This is a genomic window from Corynebacterium marambiense (genome assembly GCF_016342275.1).
GTDB lineage: Bacteria > Actinomycetota > Actinomycetes > Mycobacteriales > Mycobacteriaceae > Corynebacterium > Corynebacterium marambiense.
Map to the genome: position 1 here is coordinate 250855 of NZ_JAEIOT010000005.1, position 19360 is coordinate 270214.

Consider the following 19360-nt stretch of genomic DNA (forward strand, 5'->3'; position numbering starts at 1 on the left):
TCCGCCCCCACTTTCCTCGACAGAAGGAACCCCCATGCTGCGTTACGTAGGGCGCCGTCTGCTCCAGATGATTCCGGTCTTCTTCGGTGCGACATTCCTGATTTATGCGCTCGTATTCCTCATGCCCGGTGACCCGGTGCAAGCCCTCGGAGGTGATCGTGGACTCACCGAGGCCACCGCCGAGCGAATCCGTGCCGAGTACAACCTGGACAAACCGTTCATCATTCAGTATCTGCTGTATCTCAAGGGAATCCTGTCCCTCGATTTTGGTACCACCTTCTCCGGTCAACCCGTCAGCTCGGTCATGGCCACCGCATTCCCGGTGACCATCAAGCTGGCGGTGATGGCTCTGATCTTCGAAGCCATCATCGGTGTCGGCTTCGGTTTTATCGCCGGAGTCCGTCGGGGTGGCATCTTCGACTCCACCGTGCTCGTCATGTCCCTGATCGTCATTGCTGTACCCAGCTTCGTCATCGGCTTCGTCTTCCAGTACGTCGTCGGAGTGAAGTTCAGTCTCCTGCCGTCCACGGTCGGACCTCACGACACGGTCAAGAACCTCCTCATGCCCGCGTTGGTTCTCGGAGCCGTTTCCCTCGCCTATGTCCTTCGGTTGACCCGCCAATCGGTATCCGAGAATCTCACCGCCGACTACGTTCGTACAGCACGTGCAAAAGGCCTGAGCAACAACAACGTCATGGTTCGCCACGTGATGCGGAACTCGATGATTCCGGTCACCACGTTTCTCGGTGCGGATCTCGGCGCCTTGATGGGCGGAGCCATCGTCACCGAGGGTATCTTCGGAATCAACGGGGTCGGTGGCACCATATACAACGCCATCCTGAAGGGCGAGCCGACTACGGTGGTCAGTTTCACCACCGTCTTGGTCGTCGTCTACATCCTGGCGAACCTTCTCGTGGACCTGTTCTACGCCGTACTCGACCCGAGGATCCGCTATGCATGACAACATTGACAAGCCATTGCCCAACCCGACCGTCGATGACGCCGCAGGCACCTTGTTCCCCTCGAACCGGCGTGGCCAGAACCATTTCATCGCCGAGACCGACGAGACAGGTCTTGGTGCCGTTGATGCGGTCGCCGATGAATCTGCGCCCACCAGCGTGTGGGGCGAGTCGTGGCGATACCTGCGTCGTCGCCCGCTGTTCTGGTTCTCTGCGACTCTGATTCTTATCGCGGTGTTGCTGGCAGTTTTCCCGGGGATGTTCACGTCGACTGATCCTGCACTGTGTGAGCTGTCGAACTCTCTCGAAGGACCCCGTGAAGGGCATCCTTTCGGATTTGACAGGCAAGGATGCGATATTTTTGCGCGTACCATCTACGGTGCCCGTGCGTCGGTGACCGTCGGTATCCTCACGACCGCGCTCGTCGTGTTCATCGGAACGGTGATCGGTTCGCTCGCCGGGTACATCGGTGGCTGGATCGACGCCATTCTCTCCCGTATCACCGACACATTCTTCGCTGTTCCGCTGGTGCTCGCCGCGATCGTCGTGATGCAGATGTTCAAGGAACAGCGCACCATCATCACCGTCGTTCTGGTGCTCGGTCTATTCGGCTGGACGTCCATTGCCCGCATCACCCGTGGTGCCGTGATGAGTGTGAAGAACGAGGAATATGTCACGGCGGCCCGTGCCGTCGGCGCGTCACCGGCGAAGATTCTGACCAGCCACGTGCTGCCAAATGCGGCGGCACCGATCATCGTCTACTCCACCGTCGCGTTGGGCGTGTTCATCGTGGCCGAGGCCACGCTGTCATTCCTGGGCATCGGCCTACCGACGACGATCGTCAGTTGGGGTGGGGACATCTCCAAGGCGCAGAGTTCGCTGCGTACTCAGCCGATGGTTCTCTTCTACCCGGCTATGGCTCTGGCACTGACCGTGCTGAGCTTCATCATGATGGGCGATGCCGTACGTGACGCCCTCGATCCGAAGGCGAGGAAGCGATGAGCGATCCCGTGAACCCCACCACCCAGGACGCCGACGGCACCCGCCACATGGGGCACCGCCACGGAGATGATCCGCTGCTTGAGCTGAAGGACCTCTGCGTTTCGTTTACCTCGTCCACCGGCACCGTCGAGGCGGTCCGGAACGTCAACCTCACGATCTACCCGGGGCAGTCCGTGGCCATCGTGGGTGAGTCCGGTTCGGGTAAGTCGACCACCGCCATGGCTGTGATCGGGCTGTTGCCCGGAACCGGCAAGGTTACCAACGGTGAAATCCTGTACAAGGGCAAGGACCTCTCGAAGCTCTCATCCAAGGAGATGGAGGGCTACCGGGGATCCGAGATTGGTCTTGTCCCCCAGGACCCGATGAGTAACCTGAACCCGGTGTGGCGCATCGGAACCCAGATCAAGGAGTCGCTGAAGGCCAACAACATCGCGACCGGTTCCCGCGCGGACAAGCGGGTCGCTGAGCTTCTTGAGGAGGCGGGCCTCCCGGATGCCGAACGCCGTGCGAAGCAGTACCCGCACGAGTTCTCCGGTGGTATGCGCCAGCGCGCGCTCATCGCGATGGGTCTCGCCGCGCGGCCGAACCTCCTCATCGCCGATGAACCGACGTCCGCGCTCGACGTCACGGTGCAGAAGCAGATCCTCGATCATCTCGGGACCCTGGCGAGCGACCTCGGCAACGCCGTGTTGTTCATCACCCACGACCTCGGGCTCGCTGCGGAACGTGCCGAGCACCTCGTCGTCATGCACCGTGGGCGCATCGTCGAGTCGGGGCCCTCGCTCGACATCCTGCGTGACCCGAAGCACCCCTACACGCAGCGCCTGGTTAAGGCGGCCCCGTCACTGGCCAGCGCGCGGATCAGGTCCGCCCAGGAACAGGGGATGGAGACCTCGGAGCTGCTGAGCCACTCGTCAGACCAGATCCCCGACGAAGAAGTCATCCGGGTGGAGAACCTGACGAAGGTCTTCGACATCCGGGGTGCGAAAGGATCCAAGAAGAAGTTCAAGGCTGTCGATGACGTCAGCTTCGGGCTCCGCAAGGGTACGACACTCGCACTCGTGGGGGAGTCCGGTTCCGGTAAATCCACCGTCGCGAACATGGTGCTTAACCTGCTGGACCCGACGTCCGGGAAGGTCTACTACAAGGGCACCGACCTGTCGACGCTGGGCCGCCGGGAACTGTTCGAGATGCGCCGCAAGCTGCAGGTCGTTTTCCAGAACCCGTACGGATCACTGGACCCGATGTACTCCATCTACCGGTGCATCGAGGAACCGCTCAAGGTGCACAAGGTCGGCAACCGGAAGGAACGGGAGAACCGCGTCGCCGAATTGCTTGACATGGTGGCCATGCCCCGGTCCACGATGCGCCGCTATACCAATGAGCTTTCCGGTGGTCAGCGGCAGCGCATCGCCGTGGCCCGCGCGCTGGCCTTGAATCCGGAGGTGATCGTCCTCGACGAGGCCGTCTCCGCGCTGGACGTCCTGGTGCAGAACCAGATCCTCCAGCTGATGGCGGACCTCCAGGATGAACTCGATCTGAGCTACCTGTTCATCACCCACGATCTCGCGGTCGTCCGGCAGACCGCCGACGAGATCGTCGTCATGAAGCAGGGACAGATCGTCGAGTCCGGCACCGCCGACGAAATCTTCGCAGGCGCGAAGGAGGCCTACACCCGGGATCTCATCGACTCGGTGCCCGGTCTCGGGATCGAACTCGGGGCGACCATCTAGACGAGTTCGTTCCGCACGAAAGGCCCGGACCCACGATGAGAATCGGGGGTCGGGCCTTTTCCGGTCGGTGAGTCGGTTCCGGGTATCGGGAGGATCCGACCGGCTGTATACCGTGAACAACTCGGAGTAGGTGAGCAGGATGATGGCGAGAGCGAGGGATCCGAGCATGTCGCCGCCGGCTGGTTCGCTCACTGTATTCGATGAGCAGCCCCTCCGACTTCGAGGGCCTGCTTTGTCGTTGCCCCAGCCTGCGCCGGCGGAACATCCTCGCTCGAGACGACTCGGAGTGCGTGGGAGAACCCCGGGAAAACCGTTGCTGGTTCTGATGGGCAAAGCGGCTGACGTGATGGAAGGGGAGGGGTAGTCGTATCGGCGCAGATGATCGCCGGAGTTCTGGACCGCACGACTGATGCGGAACCGGAGGGGGCTGTAGTAGCAGATGTTGGGCTCGAACGCCGATACTGTCGTGGTCGTGGACGAGGCAGGCGTGGTATCCCCCGGAGATGGTGCGCACCTTGAAGACCGCCCAGGCCACAGGCTCGGTTACCATCGTGATGAACCACGCCCTCCACGACTGGAGGCGAGGTACCTCCGAGGATAAGAAATCCCTGGTGGCCTCGAACCGGAGCTCTGACTCGTGCGGTGCAGAAGGTGGTGGACGAGCGCGTCGAGATGACCGGGCGTTTGTAGGGGATGCGCCTCGGACCTGCCGTGATGACCGGTCGCTGACTACGGGTGTGGGCGATGTGGTGCGCAACGGGCAGCGTCGGGTAGTCGAGCGGATCACCCCGGACGGAACGAAGCAGCCGTCGATCATACGGGACACATTCCACTGCGACGTTGAGTGCATGATCACGGTGTGAACTGGAATAATTCTCCACCGGGCGCTCCGCCCAGGGGCCGGTCATGGATGCGGCCCGCGTGTCTGATCGGGTCGACAAGGCCGGGAAGTATGCGCCGATGGTGTGCGGGCGGCAGGGTAACCGCCGATAAAAGTCCTTTCGGTATCTATCGACTTTTCTATGGAGTATGTGTTGAGCTCAAATTGTGTCTGTTGGAGATCACTTGGGGGAATCAGACTTTACGGTTGCCTGCGCAATTAGTCCAAATACCGCGGATACAAGGAACGCTCCCATGAAGCTGAAGATAACACCGACTCCCTCTTGGGCACCAACTCCAAAAGAAACCCCGAATGACATTACCGTGGATAGGCCCGATGCCAGTAGGAGAGAGAAAAGGATTGCTTCGCCTTTTCTTGATGCCCTATATTTGGAAAGTGATGCTGAACAGATTGCAAGCGTTATCCCACAAGCTATAACTTGCCAAATAGACACTTCGGCCGGGGGTCGTGTTTGGAATGTGTCGCTGATGGAGTGATAATCATTCCATGAAAGCCATAGTGCGGCAGTGATAATTCCAAGGAGGTAGGACGTGAATGCTGGGCCTATAATGCTCCGTAATTCACTTCTTTTCTCCCGTTTTTTCATCTCCCTGGAAATGATTGCTATTCCGATCACTGTTGGAAGTATCACAAACCATGTTGTGCCTAAAAGAAACTGGATAGGTTGAAACAAACTCGACTCCTAGAGATTATCGAGATGGGCGCCAGTCACGGCCAGCCAGTAGGCGTCGCGGAAGTATCGGCAATTGTAGTGTCTTGGGTCTGCTGCTGTGTGGACGTTGCTGCATACTTATGTCTTGGAAGAGGTGATTATCGCAGTCCCAGTAACCTTAGTGGTTTCGGTTAGCTCTGTCCACGCACATGTCATGTCGTGCGCATGCACCAATGTGCATAGGCCGGTTGACCATGTCATACTATGGTTATAAAAATTACTGAGCTTCTTTGTTCGACAGCAGGACCTACGGTTGCTCTGTGGTCTCTCAGAATCGCACTAGACAATCTACGGCCGATCAACGATGTAACTTGCTGCCAATGGAAAAGGCGGTTCTTATCAAATCAAGACCGTTCCGAGACGAAGAAAGTGTACTCTGGAAATGAAATCACTTAAATTCCTCCTGGTCGTGTTGATGATTTGGCTGGCAACCCAAATCATTGTTTGGAGCTTCGCCGAAATGGTATTAGGCGATAGCGGGCTGGCTCATGTCCTGGGCCTCGAAGAAACAGAGCCCTACCTCAAAATTCTTGTCTACACTCTTTTCCCATTACCCTTGGCTGTTGCGCTTGCACGTCGAGTGATTGGGAGGTATGACGCCTGATGTAAACGGCTCTGGCCCGGATTGTCATGGGTTGATGATTCTGAGGTGTCGCTACAGTATTCGGCAGTATTCGGCCTGTTATCCTACGAGATACGGTGGCGGCTCGAATTAGCCTTCAGGTCCGGCGTTTTTCCACATGCTCTGCTCGTGTTGTCTGTCGGGGTCGGGGCGATGGGGTGAAGCTCTCATCATCCGTGAACCCGCTGCCCCGCGGCAGACGGCAGGCGACATCGTCGTGATGAAGCAGGGGCGGGTCGTCGAGGCGGATACCGCCGACGAAATCTTCGCCGGCGCGAAGGAAGCGTACACGCGGGATCTCATCGATTCAGTGCCCGGTCTTGGGATCGAACTCGGGGCGACCATCTAGACGAGTTCGTTCCGCACTAAAGGCCCGTCCCCACGATGAGAATAGGGGGCCGGGCCTTTGTCTGGCCGGGGTGCTACCGGACGGTCGAGGTGTCGTTCTAGGAGGAACCGACCGGGGGCAGCCCCTGCAGGAGGTGCTGCCCGGTCAGGAAGGACAGTTCGGGCGGAAGCTGCAGCATGCTGCTCCCGAGCGGCAGGGGAGCGGGACGGACCGGCGCGATGGTCGGGTACGCGGTGGCGTCGACGAGCGGGGCAGGGGCCCCGGAGACCGCGGGTCGGGGTACGCCGGAATGCCGGCTGATCCAGTCGAGATTCTCCGCGACCGGGACATACCAGGCGACCGTGCCGTCGACCGTGTGCTCGGCCCCGGCGTTCGACATGGCGATCACACCGGTAACCGCGCCGTCCATGAACACGGGGCCACCCGAGTCGCCCCTCTGGATGCGCCCGCCGTCAACCCAGGTCTCGACCATCGTCGCGGAGCGGTCGGGGCTGGGAACGTTGGTAACCCGCCGCTGGACCGTGACTGAGGATTCCTGGACCGGGGGTGCGATGCTGCTGTGGATGCCGCCCCAACCGACGGCCTGTCCGATGTCACCGGGCTGCATGTGGTGCCCGGAGAGCGGCGCGACCGGAGCCGCCGACGGCCGATCCAGTTTGACGAGGGTGAGGTCGACCGTCGGGTGGATGATGACCTCGCGGGCGAAGTGGTGTTCGGCGCGGTAGGTCGGGCCGACGGAGATCTCCGAGGTGTCGCCCTGCCCGACGCAGTGTTTCGCGGTGAGGACCCACTCCGGGGCGATCAGTGTGCCGGTGCAGCTCATGTCCCCGAGTGCGAGCCGGACGGCCGACGCTGCGCGTGCGGGGTGTGCGTTGTGTGCTCCGATGATCGCGCCGGCGGGTGTGGCCACTGCCAGTGGAGACAGCAGCGTGACGCCTGCAGCGGTCGATGCGAGTGCGCGGCGGATGCGGTGGGCCATGGTCTGTGGATTCCTATGCGGTAGGGGCGTGAACGGGTGTTGCTGGAGTGGCCGGTGTTTTCCGGGCCCTTTCCGTGACACTCTACCGTTGTGCGGGCTCCGGGGTGTGTCCCCGGGCGGCGGCGGAGGACCCGTTCTTCTGCTCCCGGACGACACTGCCCGCCTGGACGAAGCGCAGGGCCGAGACGAGGCCCAGTCCGCCGATCAGGTTGGCCAGGGCGACCCACCAGACGAAGGAGAGCCAGTCGGTGAACACCAGTCCCGAGTCCCCGGTGAACAGTCCACCGAAGATGAACAGGGTGTCGAGGATTGAGTGGATGATGCCGGTGGCCGATAGCAGGAATCCGCCGATGGTGCTGGCGATGATCATCGGTACGACCTCGTCGGTGAATTGGTGCATCCGGGTGACCAGGGTCAGGAACATTCCGCCGAGTGCGGCGAGGATGACGTGCTGCGGGTCGATGGGCATGAGGGCGTAGTGCCGGGCCTCCTCGATGAGGTGCGGATGCATATCGGGGTAGGCGACGACGAGGAGCGCCATGATGACCGCCGCACCGATGATGTTCCCGGCGAAGGTGATCGCCCAGAACCTGATCAGACGGTGGAGAGGCATCTTTCCGGCTACGACGGAGGAGACGGGGACGAGGAACCCCTCGGTGAATAGCTCGGAGTGTGCGAGGAGGATGATGACGAGACCGATCGCGAACGCGAGGGACCCGAGCATCTCGCTGCCGGTGGAGGCGGTGACGATGTACTCGGAGAGCAGCCCGACACCGACCTCCAGCGAGCCCATGATGCCGGTGACGAGCAGCGCCGCCGGCGGACGGGCCAGGCGCTCCGTACCCTCGTTGATCTGCTTGATCATCGCCTCCGACAGTCCGTCGGTGTCGGTGACGTCGTCTTCCCGGCAGTCGATGGGGGCGTTCTGTGTCGGATCGTGTTCGTCGGACATTGCGGACTCCTTGGCCGTGTCAGCGCATGCCGACGTCCCACTGTCCCGATCGGGTTCTGGGGCGCGTGCGCGGGGGGTGCCGGTCCGGGGGTCCGGCCGACAGGGCGGGAGGTCAGTTTAGTCAGCCGGTACCGGGGCGGGAAATCCGCGGGGGATCAGGCGGGTTCCACCTGCGGAGGTCTATTCCGCGGGGGTGAGTGTGATCGTCGCGGGATCGGCCCAGTCGAGCTCGATCCCCTTCTTCCGGAGCCAGGCCATGAGGTCGTCGTCGTTGCGGGTGATCCCCTCGACCGCGAGAAGTGTGGTGTCGATGGCGCTTTCGGCGTCCTCCGCGGAGATCAGGCCGGCCGAGGTGGCGGCGGCGAGCTCGTCGATGTCCATGACGTCGACGGGTTCTCCGGTGACGGAGACCAGGTCGACGTAGAGGTCGCGCGTGCGCCACACCCCGTCCGCCCCGGCGGTGATCTCCGCGACATCAACGTAGAAGTCCTGGTGGACGTCGACGCCTTCGCGGAAGTGGAAGATGTTGACCCGCAGGTCCAGTTCCGGGAGGAGCCAGGTCTCCAGGTAACCGAACCTCGGATGATTGGCGCCCCGGGCCATGTAGAGGCCGAAGTCCGTCGTACGGTAGGTGTCGACCTTGCGGATGAATCCCTTGGGGTCGGTGTTCGTTCCGCCGTCGATGTTGAAGCTCTCGTGCTTCACGGGGTGCAGGTCGGTCATGTCGGGTTACCTCACGTCGAAGATTCCGGTTGTCGGGAGGAACCGGCAGGTGGAGTCGCCGCCGTCTCCGGTGGTGGTCACACCACCGTCGAGGAGCGCGACGATCGTCCCGGGGCCGGTGTCGGCGGTTCCGGCGACCGTGGCGGGACCGTCCGGGTTGATTCCGGTGTAGGCGAGGGGGGTCACCCCGGTGCGTAGGGTGTTGATGTTGATCCACCGGACCTGCATGGAGGTCTGCTGGTTCTCCGCGACGCGCTCGGTGCCGAGCGCGGTGAATACGAAGGTCGCGTGTCCTGCGGGGACACCAGGTAACGGCAGGTCGGCGGGGCCGGGCACCGCGATCGCCGTGCCGGTCGCCCTGCTCTGTCCGCCGATACAGTTTTCCGCGACCGTGGGCCAGCCGAACTGGGCGAAGACCGGAGCGTCCTCGGGGATCGGGGCTCCCGGTTCGCCGCTGCCCTCGAAGAAACCGACCGCAGCGAGGAGCATGCCGCGGATGTTCTCGGGGATGAATTCCTGTTCCGCGAGGTCCCGGAGTTGCTGGAGGATGTGCGGGGCCGGGCGGCCGAGGTGGTCCAGCGGCGGCGGGGGGAGCTGGGGGAGGCCGGGGATGCTGGAGCCGAAGGGGGTTGAACCTACAGGGGCTGCGGTCGCTGGTGCGGTACCGAGAGTCGCCGTGGAGACGAGAAGCGCCGTGGTGGCGGCGGCGATTCGGCGGGTGATGCGACGGGAAGTGTCGGGCACGGGGACGGGCTCCATCTGTCTGTGGGGTCGTGAGAAAGGGGACGGGATGAATCTGACGGGTGAATATTACGGTGCCGGAGACAGGGATCAACCCACGAACACATCATTCACAAGAGCAACATCCGCAACTTTAGCCCCTTTTATTTAGTTTTGCACCAGTGATGCCGGTGGGGTTGAGATGGATGTGCGGTGTCCCGTGCCGCTGGGGGCGCGGGGAAGATGCGGCAACCACCGTCGCTGTCACCCCCTGTGTCGCGGAAAGATAACGATTCGTTACACAATCGTGGTGTGCGTCGTTCGGCACGATGTGCCGAACACACGCCGAAAAGCCGAAAAGTGTGGTTCCGGCACCGATGCGGGTACGCTGAACCACCGATTAACACAGCGGAGGGCGCTTCAGTCCCTCCGTTCGCATTCCGCCAGGAGAGAAACCACCAGTGAGTACCACAGAGTTCCGTAACGTCGCGATCGTCGCGCACGTCGATCACGGAAAGACCACCCTCGTCGACGCCATGCTGCGTCAGTCCGGCGCCTTCGAGGAGCGTGCCGAACCCGTCGACCGCGTGATGGACTCCGGGGACCTGGAAAAGGAAAAGGGCATCACCATCCTGGCTAAGAACACAGCCATCCGACGTAAGGGGGTCGGCAAGGACGGTGCCGATCTCGTCATCAACGTCATCGACACTCCCGGTCACGCCGACTTTGGTGGCGAGGTCGAGCGCGCGCTGTCCATGGTCGACGGGGTCGTTCTGCTCGTCGACGCCTCCGAGGGTCCGCTGCCCCAGACCCGCTTCGTGCTGGGTAAGGCACTCGCCGCGAAGATGCCGGTCATCATCGTCGTGAATAAGACGGACCGCCCCGATGCCCGCATTGATGAAGTCGTCGACGAGAGCCAGGATCTGCTTCTCGAGCTGGCTTCCACCATTGAGGATCCGGAAGCCGCCGAGGCCGCGGAGAGTTTGCTCGACCTCCCGGTGCTCTACGCATCGGGTCGTGAAGGCAAGGCGTCGACCGAGAACCCCGGCAACGGCAACGCGCCTGACACCGAGAACCTGCAGGATCTCTTCGACGTTCTCTACAACGTTCTCCCGGAGCCCAGCGCGGACCTGAACGGTCCGCTGCAGGCCCACGTCACCAACCTTGACTCCAGCTCGTTCCTCGGCCGCATCGGTCTCGTACGCGTCCACGCCGGCAGTCTGAAGAAAGGCCAGCAGGTCGCCTGGATCCACTACGACTCCGAGGGCAACCAGCACACCAAGACGGCGAAGATCGCCGAACTGCTCCGCACCGTCGGCGTCAACCGTGTCCCCACCGACGAGGTCATCGCCGGCGATATCGCGGCGATCTCCGGTATCGAGGAAATCATGATCGGCGACACCCTCGCTGATCTGGAGAACCCGGTCGCCCTACCGCGGATCACCGTCGACGAGCCCGCCATCGCGATGACCATCGGTGTCAATACCTCCCCAATGGCCGGACGCGGTGGTGGCGACAAGCTCACCGCCCGTGTCGTCAAGGCGCGCCTCGACCAGGAGCTCATCGGCAACGTCTCCATCAAGGTCCTCCCGACCGAGCGGCCCGACGCCTGGGAGGTCCAGGGGCGTGGTGAGATGGCGCTGTCCATCCTCGTCGAGACCATGCGCCGCGAGGGCTTCGAGCTGACCGTCGGAAAGCCCCAGGTGGTCACCCGCACCATCGACGGCAAGCTGCATGAACCCTTCGAGCACATCGTCATCGACGTTCCCGCGGAGTTCCAGGGGGCTATCACCCAGCTGCTCGCGGCCCGCAAGGGACAGATGCTGTCGATGGACAACACCGGTACCGACTGGGTCCGCATGGAGTTCTCCGTCCCGGCCCGCGGTCTGATCGGTTTCCGCACCACGTTCATGACCGAGACCCGCGGCACCGGTATCGCGAACCACTACTCCGAGGGCTACAAGCCCTGGGCCGGCGAGATCAAGGGCCGTGCCTCCGGTTCCCTGGTCGCCGACCGTACCGGTCAGATCACCGCCTACGCCCTCCAGCAACTGTCGGACCGCGGATCCTTCTTCGTGGAGCCCGGAACCCAGGCGTACGAGGGTATGGTCGTCGGCGCGAACAATCGCGACGAGGACATGGACATCAACATCACCCGTGAGAAGAAGCTGACCAACATGCGTTCGGCGAACGCTGACGCCACGGTCACGCTCGCCAAGGCCCGCAATCTCACGCTCGACGAGGCTATGGAGTTCTGTGGACAGGACGAGTGCGTCGAGGTCACCCCGGAGGTCATCAGGGTGCGAAAGGCGATCCTCAACGCCACCGAGCGCGGTCGCGCCCGCTCCCGCGACAAGCAGCGCAACCAGGGCTGACCCTCACCCCTTGGGGGACATCCCGGCACCCCGTTCCCCGGCCCAGCACCACGCCGCGGAACGGGGTGCCACCATGAGCGGGGCCCTGCGGGCATCTCCACCGACTACGATGGACGTGTGTCTGTTCTCTCTAGTTGGATCCCCGCGACCGGAGCTTTCCGCGCCGGAACCGGTGATTCCGCCACCTCCCGGTTCGGGTCTCTCCGAGTAACGGCCGTCGTGGCCTCCTCGGTGCTGGCCATGATCCTCACCGCGTGTTCATCCGGTGACCCCACCCCACTTCCCGTTGCGCCCGCTGCTGGGAGCTCGTCCGTCGGACCGCACCCGTTCCCTGACGAGGACACCGCTACCGGCGTCGCCCCGGGGCCGGTTTCGCTGGCACAGGAGATCACCATCGGCATTGATCCGCTCGATGGGGGGTTCAACCCGCACCTCATCGCCCAGGATTCGGCCTTCGTCCAGGCTCTCGCCGACCTGGTCCTCCCGGGGGCGTACGTCAACGGCGAACTCAACACCGATCTTGTCGAGTCGGTGGAGTTCATTGAGCCGCCGTCGCCGGGCGTCGCACAGACCGTGCGCTACGAGCTGCATCCATCGGCGCAGTGGTCCGACGGTACCCCGATCACCGGTGCTGACTTCAGCTACCTCCGGGACTCAATGGTCTCCACCCCGGGGGTGATCGGAGCCGCCGGGTATGAGCAGATCAGTGCCATCCGGACGTCTGGCGGGGGCCGCACGATCGACGTGGACTTCCGGCGACGTGTCGCCGATGTCACCGGATTGTTCGATCATCTCCTCCCCAGCCACCTGCTGCGGGACACCACCGACGGATTCACGACGGGCCTGAACGAGTCCATCCCGGCCGCTGGTGGGCGCTACACCGTGGATCAGGTGGACCGGCAACGCGGGGTCGTGGTCCTCGTCCGCAACGACCGCTTCTGGGGATCGGACCCGGCGAGAACCGAAACGCTGGTGTTCCGCGAGATCCGGTCTGTCCAGCAGGGTGTGCAGATGTTGCGCTCCGGTCAGGTCGGCTACTTCGACCTGACCCCGGCGGAAACGACGTTCGAAGCCTTCAGTCTCTTGCCGGACACCCGAGTGTCGGTTCGCGAGCGGGAGGCCAGACTCGAGCTGACCATGTCGGTGACCTCCCCGATCCTCTCCACCGCGGCACTCCGCAGGGAATTCGCGGCGCTCATTGACCGGGAGGTGGTCGCGCGCCTTGCCACCGGACGGTCCACCGACCTCAACATCCCGGGCGGGGTGCCGGGAACCGGGGACGGGACAGCTTTCTCTGATGCCTTCGGTCAAGGAACGTCGACGCCGGAAAAAGAGACGAACATCTCCGCGCAGGCGGATGCGGCGTCCTCCGGTGGTTCCGCCGGACCGGCCGGCCCCACCCTCGAGTCTGCGATCCGCAACCGGCCCCTCCGGATCGCCGCGGATCCGTCGGACCGGACCGCGACCGCCGCGGCGAACACCATCGTCGACCTCCTCTCCAGGAAGAACATCACCGCCGAGGTCGTGCTCGCCCCATTCACCGAGATCGCCGGAGAACTCCTGCCGTCCGGGGATGCTGACGCCGTCGTCGGTCGGCGCCGGAGCACCATCGACCCGGTCGCGGTGGCGGACAGGTTCCTGTGCCCCATCGCGGTCGATCCATCGGACGTAACGGCGGACACTGCCGACCGCGCCACTGACGTCTCCTCGGTGTCCTCCAGTTCCCGGAAAAGACCGGTGATCCGGTCCGGGAACCTCTCGGGCATCTGTGCCAGGAAATTGGACGGGACGCTGATGTCTGTGCTCTCCGGTGAGAAGACCCTCGATGAGGTGCTGCCGGAGCTCCGTGCCGTCGAGCAGAGCGAAATGCTCACGGTTCCGTTGCTCGCAGAGACCCGCATCATCGTGCTGGGACCCGGTATCGTGGTGCCGGACGCGGACATCGAAGAATGGTCGGCGCATCCGGGTACGACAACCGGCCTGTTGTCGACGGCCGCCGGGTGGACCGCCGAGGAGGAGCAGAGATAGATGCGCAACCACGACCTCAAGGGGCTGACGGTGTGTGCGGTTCACGCGCACCCGGATGACGAGGCGATTTGGACAGGCGGGCTACTCGCCCATCTCGCTCGCCGTGGTGCCGACGTTACCGTCGTCACCTGCACTCTCGGTGAACAGGGCGAGGTCATCGGGGATTCGTACCAGGGTCTCGTCGCGGATGCGGCGGACCAACTCGGTGGTTTCCGGATCGCGGAACTTGATGAGTCACTGGCTCACTTGGGGGCATCAGGCGTTCATCTCGGTGGGGCCGGGTGCTGGCGCGACTCAGGTATGGCGGGGGATCCCGCCAACGGGCATCCACGGGCATTCGTCAACTCCGGAGACCGGGCTGTCCACCAACTCGTGGACATTTTCCGGAGCCTTCGCCCCCAGCTGGTCGTCACCTATGGGCCGGATGGCGGGTACGGGCACCCCGACCACGTGCGGGCCCACGAGATCACCCACGCGGCGGTCGAGGAGATGACGTGCGGCGAACCTGCGGGTCGGGTTCCGCAGCGGATCCTCTGGGCGGTCACCGACCGCGCTGAGCAGCAGGTGGGACTCGACGCCATCACGCGGATTCCGGAGGGGTGGCGCCGAGCTGCGGAGGGTGAACTTGCCTCGGTCGACGCCTATGACCTGCGCATTGAGCTCGATTCCGGATGCCTCGCGGCGAAAAAGAACGCTATGGCGGCGCATGCCACGCAGATCTGGTTCGCGGACGGTTCCGTCAACCGGGTCAATCGGTCAGCCGCGTTCGCCACCATCGGAGATCCCGTGGCAGCTCCTCACGTATTCGCCCTGAGCAACCTCATCGCACAGCCGCTGCTGCGAAGCGAGTGCTACCGGATCGGATGGGGAAGCACCCCCGCGGGGATCACGTCGGATGATCCGGTGGCGGGGTTGGAGTTCCCGTGACTGTCGACGTCCCATTGGAGCGGTACACCTACCGTGAGCACACGGTGGGGGAGAAAGCCGGCGGGCTCGCCTGGCTCTCGGTCGGCGCTCTGCTTTCCGTCCTTCTCGAGGTGGTGTACGTCGGTGCCCGGATCACCCTACCGACGGGGCAGACCGTTGCTTTTCCATTCACCATCCTGATCGCCTTCGGATTCACTCTCGTCCTCTCCCGGACGGCCCTCCTCTGGACGGAGAACCGCCTCGTCGCGGGGATTCCACTGGGTGTCTGGCTGGTTGGATACCTCGCTCTGCTCATCTGGCCCGAGGTGACTGGGGACGTCATCGTCGCCCAGACACTGCGCGGGGTGCTGCTTCTCGTGGCGGGGGCGGCCGGTGGCGGTTGGCCGTTGATACGGGGGAAGTGACACAATGGGGTCCGGCGATGGACCAGCCCCTGTCGTCCGACCACCCGAACCGTTTCCACCTGGAGCAACCGAACCACGATGACCTACGTAATTGCGCAGCCCTGCGTCGACGTCATGGACAAGGCATGCGTCGAAGAATGCCCTGTCGACTGCATCTACGAGGGAAAGCGCTCGCTGTACATCCACCCCGACGAGTGCGTCGACTGTGGTGCCTGCGAACCCGTGTGCCCGACTGAGGCGATCTTCTACGAGGATGATGTCCCGGACGAGTGGATCGACTACACCGACGCCAACGCCGCGTTCTTCGACGATCTCGGTTCGCCCGGTGGGGCCGCTCGCCTCGGCCAGCAGGACTTCGACCCGCCGCTGGTCGACAAGCTTCCCCCGCAGGCCTGAGACCAGACGGACGACAGCCCGGCGCGATCCACCGTGACCCGCCGGGCTGTCGTCCGTCAGTGGACAGGTATAAACGGTGGTATGGCATCTCTCACCCGCACTCCTCCCGGAAACGCCCTCCCCGATTTCCCTTGGGACACTATCTCCGACGTGAAGAACAAGGCGGCGCAGCACCCCGATGGTATCGTCAATCTCTCCGTGGGCACCCCTGTGGATGACGTCGCGGAACCGATCCGCGTCGCGTTGGCGGATGCGGCCGCTGAACCGGGCTATCCGCAGACGACTGGTACCCCGGAGCTGAACCGGGCGCTGGTCGAGTCACTGTCCCGCCGCTACAACATGACGGGACTGACACCGGAGAGCGTCCTGCCGGTCATCGGCACCAAGGAGGCTATCGCGCTGCTGCCGATGCTGCTGGGGGTGGGTGCTGGGCACACGGTCATCATCCCCGAGGTCGCCTATCCCACCTACGAGGTCTCGGCGCTCATGTCCGGTGCCCGTCCACAGCGGGCGGACTCCCTGACGCAGATCGGTCCCGCCACTCCGACGATGATGTTCATCAACTCGCCGTCGAATCCCACCGGCAAGGTACTCGGCATCGAGCACCTGCGGAAGGTCGTCGGCTGGGCGCAGGATCGCGGCGTGATCCTGTGCAGCGACGAGTGCTACATCGGCCTGGGCTGGGAGGAGGAGAACCCGCCCCTGTCCATCCTGGATGAAGGTGTCTGCGGCGGAGATCATACCGGTCTCATCGCGATCCATTCACTGTCCAAGTCCTCAAACATGGCCAGCTACCGTGCCGGGGTACTTGCCGGTGATCCGGAGTTGATCGGTCAGTTGCTGGAGGTTCGTAAGCACTGTGGTCTCATGATGCCGGGCCCGATCCAGGCGGCCATGGTCGCAGCTCTCGACGATGACGCCCAGGAAACCGCTCAGAAGGAACGGTACCGGGCACGCCGGGACAAGCTGCTCGCCGCCCTGACGGGTGCAGGCTTCACCGTGGACTACTCGGGGGCCGGCCTCTACCTGTGGGCCACGCGGGGCGAGGACTGCCGGGCCACCCTCGACTGGTTCGCCGAACGCGGGATCCTCGTCGCCCCGGGGGACTTCTACGGCCCCAAGGGGGCCCGCCACGTCCGCATGGCGCTGACGGGAACGGACGAACGCATTGACGCCGCGGTGGCGCGGCTGGCGTGAGCCGCCGTCCTCTCCCGGTCATCGACGGCATCTCCCCGCGCCGGGTCGTTCTCCGAGGGGTGGTGCCGGCTGGCCCTTGCTATGTGGCCGGTGACGCGGGTGATTCACCCTTCCGGTTCGGTGAGGCGATACCTGCGGGTACGGTCCTCGAACGTCCGACTCCCGCGTGGTTCACCCCCGATGTTCCGGTGGAACCGCCGATTCCCTTCGCCCACGTGGTACTCGAGATCACGGGCCGGTACGTGGTCGTGGACAAGCCGCACTTCCTGCCTGCAACGACGAACGGGCGGATCGTCCGGGAGACCGTCCAGACACGGCTGAGGGTGGAACTGGACAACCCTGACATCGTTCCCCTGCACCGCCTGGACCGGCTGACGGCGGGTGCCCTGCTCTGCTCCGCGGATCCGGAAACCCGGGCCGCTTATCAGTCGTTATTTCAGCGCCGTGAGGTAACCAAAACCTATCTGGCCCGGGTGGTGGGGGAGCCTCTGGTGGGGGAGGAGTGGACGACCATCGATCTGCCGATGCGCAAGATCAGCGGTGAACGGGTGGTTCAGGTCGCGGTTGGCGGCGTCCCGACGCGCACCCGGATCCGCCGGACGGGCGACAGACTGGTCGAGCTGCAGCCCGTCACTGGGCACACGCACCAGCTCCGCGCCCTGCTCGCACACCTCGGGTGCCCGATCGTCGGCGATGACACCTACCCAGTGGACACTGGTCTGGATCTCGCTGACTTCTCGACTCCCCTCGGTCTCGTCGCCACCCGGTTGCAGCTGGTCGATCCGGTTGACGGACGGTTCCGGGGCTGGCGGAGTACCCACCTGCCGTGAATGGTGTCGAAGGTGATGATCGCCACTAGGGGACGAATATCCGCCCTTTGAATGCTGAATCGGGGACGGCACGAAGTAGAATGCTCTACTTGGTGGGTACCTGCTATGTGGGGTGCCCCGGGCCGTGCCGATGGGCGGCCACCGTGCTTCCGCTGTACTGGATCGATAAGGACACCCGCTCGTACCATGACGTCAACCACCGGCCGCTACGCCAACAGTCTCCGGCAGTTCATCAAGTTCGGGCTTGTCGGTGGTTCGGGTGTCGTCGTCAATCTCATCGCCGTCGCCGCGAGCAAGAAGATCGCCTGGTGGTGGCACGGGATCACGGAACACGACCCCTTCCTGAATCTGCTCGGCTCCGACTACAACATCCGCTGGTACCACGTGTTCCTGACGATCGCCTTCCTCGTTGCGAATGTGTGGAACTTCCAGCTCAACAGATCCTGGACGTTTCGCTCGTCCACGCACCTAAGCTGGTTTCGGGAGTTCGTGCCGTTCCTGCTCACTGGCCTGGCCGCGCTCGTGGTGAGCCTGGTTGTGGTGACGGCCCTGATGAATCCGGAATCACCGTTCGCGCTGCCCGCGCACATCTTCGACGATTCCTCCGGGATCCGGACCCGTTTCTACTGGGCGACGCTGATCTCGATCATGGTGGCGATGCCGGTGAACTTCGTCATGAACAAGTTCTGGACGTTCCGCTCGAGCCGTGTCGTGGCCGTCCGGGAGCCCACCGTCCCGAGGGCCTGATCAGTCGGCCCCCAGTCGTGCGTCGATGCGCCGGATGTCCCGGCGCCGGGCACGACGGATCAGTCTGGGGCCCGCCACGATCAAGGTGATGAGTCCGGCGCAGGCACCGACGATCAGTCCGAGGAGCCAGTCCGCTCCCGAGGTCGGACCGTTCCGCCAGATTCCGGCCAGCCATGACACGGTGAGGACACCCGTCAGTGCGATCACCGGTGCCGGTGGCCGCGGCGGTGCGGGGCGGGGTACCCGGCGGGTCAACCATGCGTTGGCGATCAGCTCGGAACCGGCGAATGGGAGCACGGCGAGAAAGGACAGCAGTGCCCGTCCGTCCGGAAGGACCCAGGCGAGGATCATTGCGGTGAGCAGTGACAGCTGACCGCAGAGTATCCGTCCCAGTGTCTGCGAGCGGTGGAACGTCCTGATCTGGAATTCGTCCTCGAACTGGTTCTCCGACCAGCGGATCGCGGTGTCCAGGTGTCGGGTGATGGTCATCATCGGTTCCTTTCGTGGGTGATGCCGGGGGCTGTCGTGTTCTGTTCGGCGCCGAAGACCTGCTCGACGGTGGCTCCGAGTTCGCGGCAGATCGCCAGCGCCAGGTGGACGGACGGGGAGTAGTTTCCCTTCTCGATGTTCGCGATCGTCTGCCTGGTGACGCCTACCCGCTCCGCGAGATCGGCCTGGGACAGCTCCGCCCATCGGCGGAGCTTACGCACCAGGTTCTCTGTCGTATCCGGATCCATGGTCATAATGTAAAAAATAATTACCCTCGGGTCAAGGATTATTTCCTGTATGGCCGGACGGAAAGGG

19 protein-coding genes are annotated in these 19360 nt (G+C 63.6%); 12 read left to right on the plus strand and 7 right to left on the minus strand.

The window, feature by feature from the left end; all coding sequences use genetic code 11:
- Nucleotides 1-34: 34 nt before the first annotated feature.
- The 3 genes from JDV76_RS03850 to JDV76_RS03860 are packed head-to-tail and all read left to right on the plus strand — an operon-like array spanning nt 35 to nt 3694.
- Nucleotides 35-961: an ABC transporter permease gene (locus tag JDV76_RS03850; RefSeq protein WP_198735563.1), complete on the plus strand. Its 927-nt coding sequence runs from the start codon at nt 35-37 to the stop codon at nt 959-961.
- Nucleotides 954-1961, plus strand: a complete 1008-nt coding sequence (locus JDV76_RS03855) for an ABC transporter permease (protein WP_198735564.1) — start codon at nt 954-956, stop codon at nt 1959-1961. Before JDV76_RS03850 ends, JDV76_RS03855 begins: the two co-directional genes overlap by 8 nt.
- Before the next feature lie 47 nt (nt 1962-2008).
- On the plus strand, nt 2009-3694 hold the full coding sequence (locus tag JDV76_RS03860; RefSeq protein ID WP_198735802.1) for a dipeptide ABC transporter ATP-binding protein: 1686 nt from the start codon (nt 2009-2011) through the stop codon (nt 3692-3694).
- 1061 nt (nt 3695-4755) lie between these two features.
- Here the strand turns inward: JDV76_RS03860 and JDV76_RS03865 are convergent.
- Complete coding sequence (locus JDV76_RS03865; RefSeq protein ID WP_198735565.1) at nt 4756-5211, minus strand: hypothetical protein; 456 nt, start codon at nt 5209-5211, stop codon at nt 4756-4758.
- Nucleotides 5212-6047: 836 nt separating this feature from the next.
- On the opposite strand from JDV76_RS03865, the gene JDV76_RS03870 reads away from it, so the two are divergent.
- Nucleotides 6048-6278: a hypothetical protein gene (locus JDV76_RS03870; RefSeq protein WP_198735829.1), complete on the plus strand. Its 231-nt coding sequence runs from the start codon at nt 6048-6050 to the stop codon at nt 6276-6278.
- A 97-nt stretch (nt 6279-6375) separates the two neighbouring features.
- Here the strand turns inward: JDV76_RS03870 and JDV76_RS03875 are convergent, their stop codons facing one another.
- The 4 genes from JDV76_RS03875 to JDV76_RS03890 form a co-directional block, all read right to left on the minus strand.
- Complete coding sequence (locus JDV76_RS03875) at nt 6376-7257, minus strand: S1 family peptidase (protein ID WP_198735566.1); 882 nt, start codon at nt 7255-7257, stop codon at nt 6376-6378.
- 82 nt (nt 7258-7339) lie between these two features.
- Nucleotides 7340-8209 carry a formate/nitrite transporter family protein gene (locus JDV76_RS03880; RefSeq protein ID WP_198735567.1) on the minus strand — a complete coding sequence of 290 codons (870 nt, stop codon included), beginning with the start codon at nt 8207-8209 and terminating at the stop codon, nt 7340-7342.
- Nucleotides 8210-8389: 180 nt separating this feature from the next.
- Nucleotides 8390-8932 carry a ribonuclease FAU-1 family protein gene (locus JDV76_RS03885; protein ID WP_198735568.1) on the minus strand — a complete coding sequence of 181 codons (543 nt, stop codon included), beginning with the start codon at nt 8930-8932 and terminating at the stop codon, nt 8390-8392.
- A 6-nt stretch (nt 8933-8938) separates the two neighbouring features.
- Nucleotides 8939-9676 (minus strand): Rv1157c family protein, encoded by a 738-nt coding sequence (locus JDV76_RS03890; protein ID WP_232958821.1) that lies wholly within the window; start codon nt 9674-9676, stop codon nt 8939-8941.
- A gap of 437 nt (nt 9677-10113) precedes the next feature.
- On the opposite strand from JDV76_RS03890, the gene typA reads away from it, so the two are divergent.
- From typA to JDV76_RS03930, 8 genes are all read left to right on the plus strand, one after another.
- Nucleotides 10114-12027 (plus strand): translational GTPase TypA, encoded by a 1914-nt coding sequence (gene typA, locus JDV76_RS03895; protein ID WP_198735570.1) that lies wholly within the window; start codon nt 10114-10116, stop codon nt 12025-12027.
- Between the two features lie 117 nt (nt 12028-12144).
- Nucleotides 12145-14055, plus strand: a complete 1911-nt coding sequence (locus JDV76_RS03900; RefSeq protein WP_198735571.1) for an ABC transporter substrate-binding protein — start codon at nt 12145-12147, stop codon at nt 14053-14055.
- Nucleotides 14056-14982 (plus strand): N-acetyl-1-D-myo-inositol-2-amino-2-deoxy-alpha-D-glucopyranoside deacetylase, encoded by a 927-nt coding sequence (gene mshB / locus JDV76_RS03905; RefSeq protein ID WP_198735572.1) that lies wholly within the window; start codon nt 14056-14058, stop codon nt 14980-14982.
- Nucleotides 14979-15386: a hypothetical protein gene (locus tag JDV76_RS03910; RefSeq protein ID WP_248140864.1), complete on the plus strand. Its 408-nt coding sequence runs from the start codon at nt 14979-14981 to the stop codon at nt 15384-15386. Before mshB ends, JDV76_RS03910 begins: the two co-directional genes overlap by 4 nt.
- Before the next feature lie 78 nt (nt 15387-15464).
- Nucleotides 15465-15782 carry a ferredoxin gene (fdxA, locus tag JDV76_RS03915; protein WP_198735573.1) on the plus strand — a complete coding sequence of 106 codons (318 nt, stop codon included), beginning with the start codon at nt 15465-15467 and terminating at the stop codon, nt 15780-15782.
- 81 nt (nt 15783-15863) lie between these two features.
- A complete protein-coding gene (gene dapC / locus JDV76_RS03920) occupies nt 15864-16979 on the plus strand; it encodes a succinyldiaminopimelate transaminase (protein ID WP_198735574.1) in 1116 nt (371 codons plus the stop codon).
- A gap of 83 nt (nt 16980-17062) precedes the next feature.
- Nucleotides 17063-17809, plus strand: a complete 747-nt coding sequence (locus tag JDV76_RS03925) for a pseudouridine synthase (protein WP_198735804.1) — start codon at nt 17063-17065, stop codon at nt 17807-17809.
- 186 nt (nt 17810-17995) lie between these two features.
- Complete coding sequence (locus JDV76_RS03930) at nt 17996-18556, plus strand: GtrA family protein (protein ID WP_198735575.1); 561 nt, start codon at nt 17996-17998, stop codon at nt 18554-18556.
- On the opposite strand, the gene JDV76_RS03935 is transcribed toward JDV76_RS03930, so the two are convergent.
- Both JDV76_RS03935 and JDV76_RS03940 read right to left on the minus strand, forming a co-directional pair.
- Nucleotides 18557-19045, minus strand: a complete 489-nt coding sequence (locus JDV76_RS03935) for a hypothetical protein (protein WP_198735576.1) — start codon at nt 19043-19045, stop codon at nt 18557-18559.
- Nucleotides 19045-19293, minus strand: coding sequence for a helix-turn-helix transcriptional regulator (locus JDV76_RS03940; protein WP_198735805.1), 249 nt, complete (start codon nt 19291-19293; stop codon nt 19045-19047). Before JDV76_RS03940 ends, JDV76_RS03935 begins: the two co-directional genes overlap by 1 nt.
- Nucleotides 19294-19360 lie beyond the last annotated feature (67 nt).

Excerpts from the sequence above, each read along its gene's own strand:
- JDV76_RS03855 (WP_198735564.1), top strand. The coding sequence starts at position 954 with ATGCATGACAACATTGACAAGCCATTGCCCAACCCGACCGTCGATGAC.
- JDV76_RS03880 (WP_198735567.1), bottom strand. The coding sequence starts at position 8,209 with ATGTCCGACGAACACGATCCGACACAGAACGCCCCCATCGACTGCCGG.
- fdxA (WP_198735573.1), top strand. The coding sequence starts at position 15,465 with ATGACCTACGTAATTGCGCAGCCCTGCGTCGACGTCATGGACAAGGCA.
- JDV76_RS03860 (WP_198735802.1), top strand. The coding sequence starts at position 2,009 with ATGGGGCACCGCCACGGAGATGATCCGCTGCTTGAGCTGAAGGACCTC.
- dapC (WP_198735574.1), top strand. The coding sequence starts at position 15,864 with ATGGCATCTCTCACCCGCACTCCTCCCGGAAACGCCCTCCCCGATTTC.
- JDV76_RS03885 (WP_198735568.1), bottom strand. The coding sequence starts at position 8,932 with ATGACCGACCTGCACCCCGTGAAGCACGAGAGCTTCAACATCGACGGC.
- JDV76_RS03870 (WP_198735829.1), top strand. The coding sequence starts at position 6,048 with ATGCTCTGCTCGTGTTGTCTGTCGGGGTCGGGGCGATGGGGTGAAGCT.
- JDV76_RS03850 (WP_198735563.1), top strand. The coding sequence starts at position 35 with ATGCTGCGTTACGTAGGGCGCCGTCTGCTCCAGATGATTCCGGTCTTC.
- mshB (WP_198735572.1), top strand. The coding sequence starts at position 14,056 with ATGCGCAACCACGACCTCAAGGGGCTGACGGTGTGTGCGGTTCACGCG.
- JDV76_RS03875 (WP_198735566.1), bottom strand. The coding sequence starts at position 7,257 with ATGGCCCACCGCATCCGCCGCGCACTCGCATCGACCGCTGCAGGCGTC.
- JDV76_RS03935 (WP_198735576.1), bottom strand. The coding sequence starts at position 19,045 with ATGACCATCACCCGACACCTGGACACCGCGATCCGCTGGTCGGAGAAC.
- JDV76_RS03930 (WP_198735575.1), top strand. The coding sequence starts at position 17,996 with ATGACGTCAACCACCGGCCGCTACGCCAACAGTCTCCGGCAGTTCATC.
- JDV76_RS03940 (WP_198735805.1), bottom strand. The coding sequence starts at position 19,293 with ATGGATCCGGATACGACAGAGAACCTGGTGCGTAAGCTCCGCCGATGG.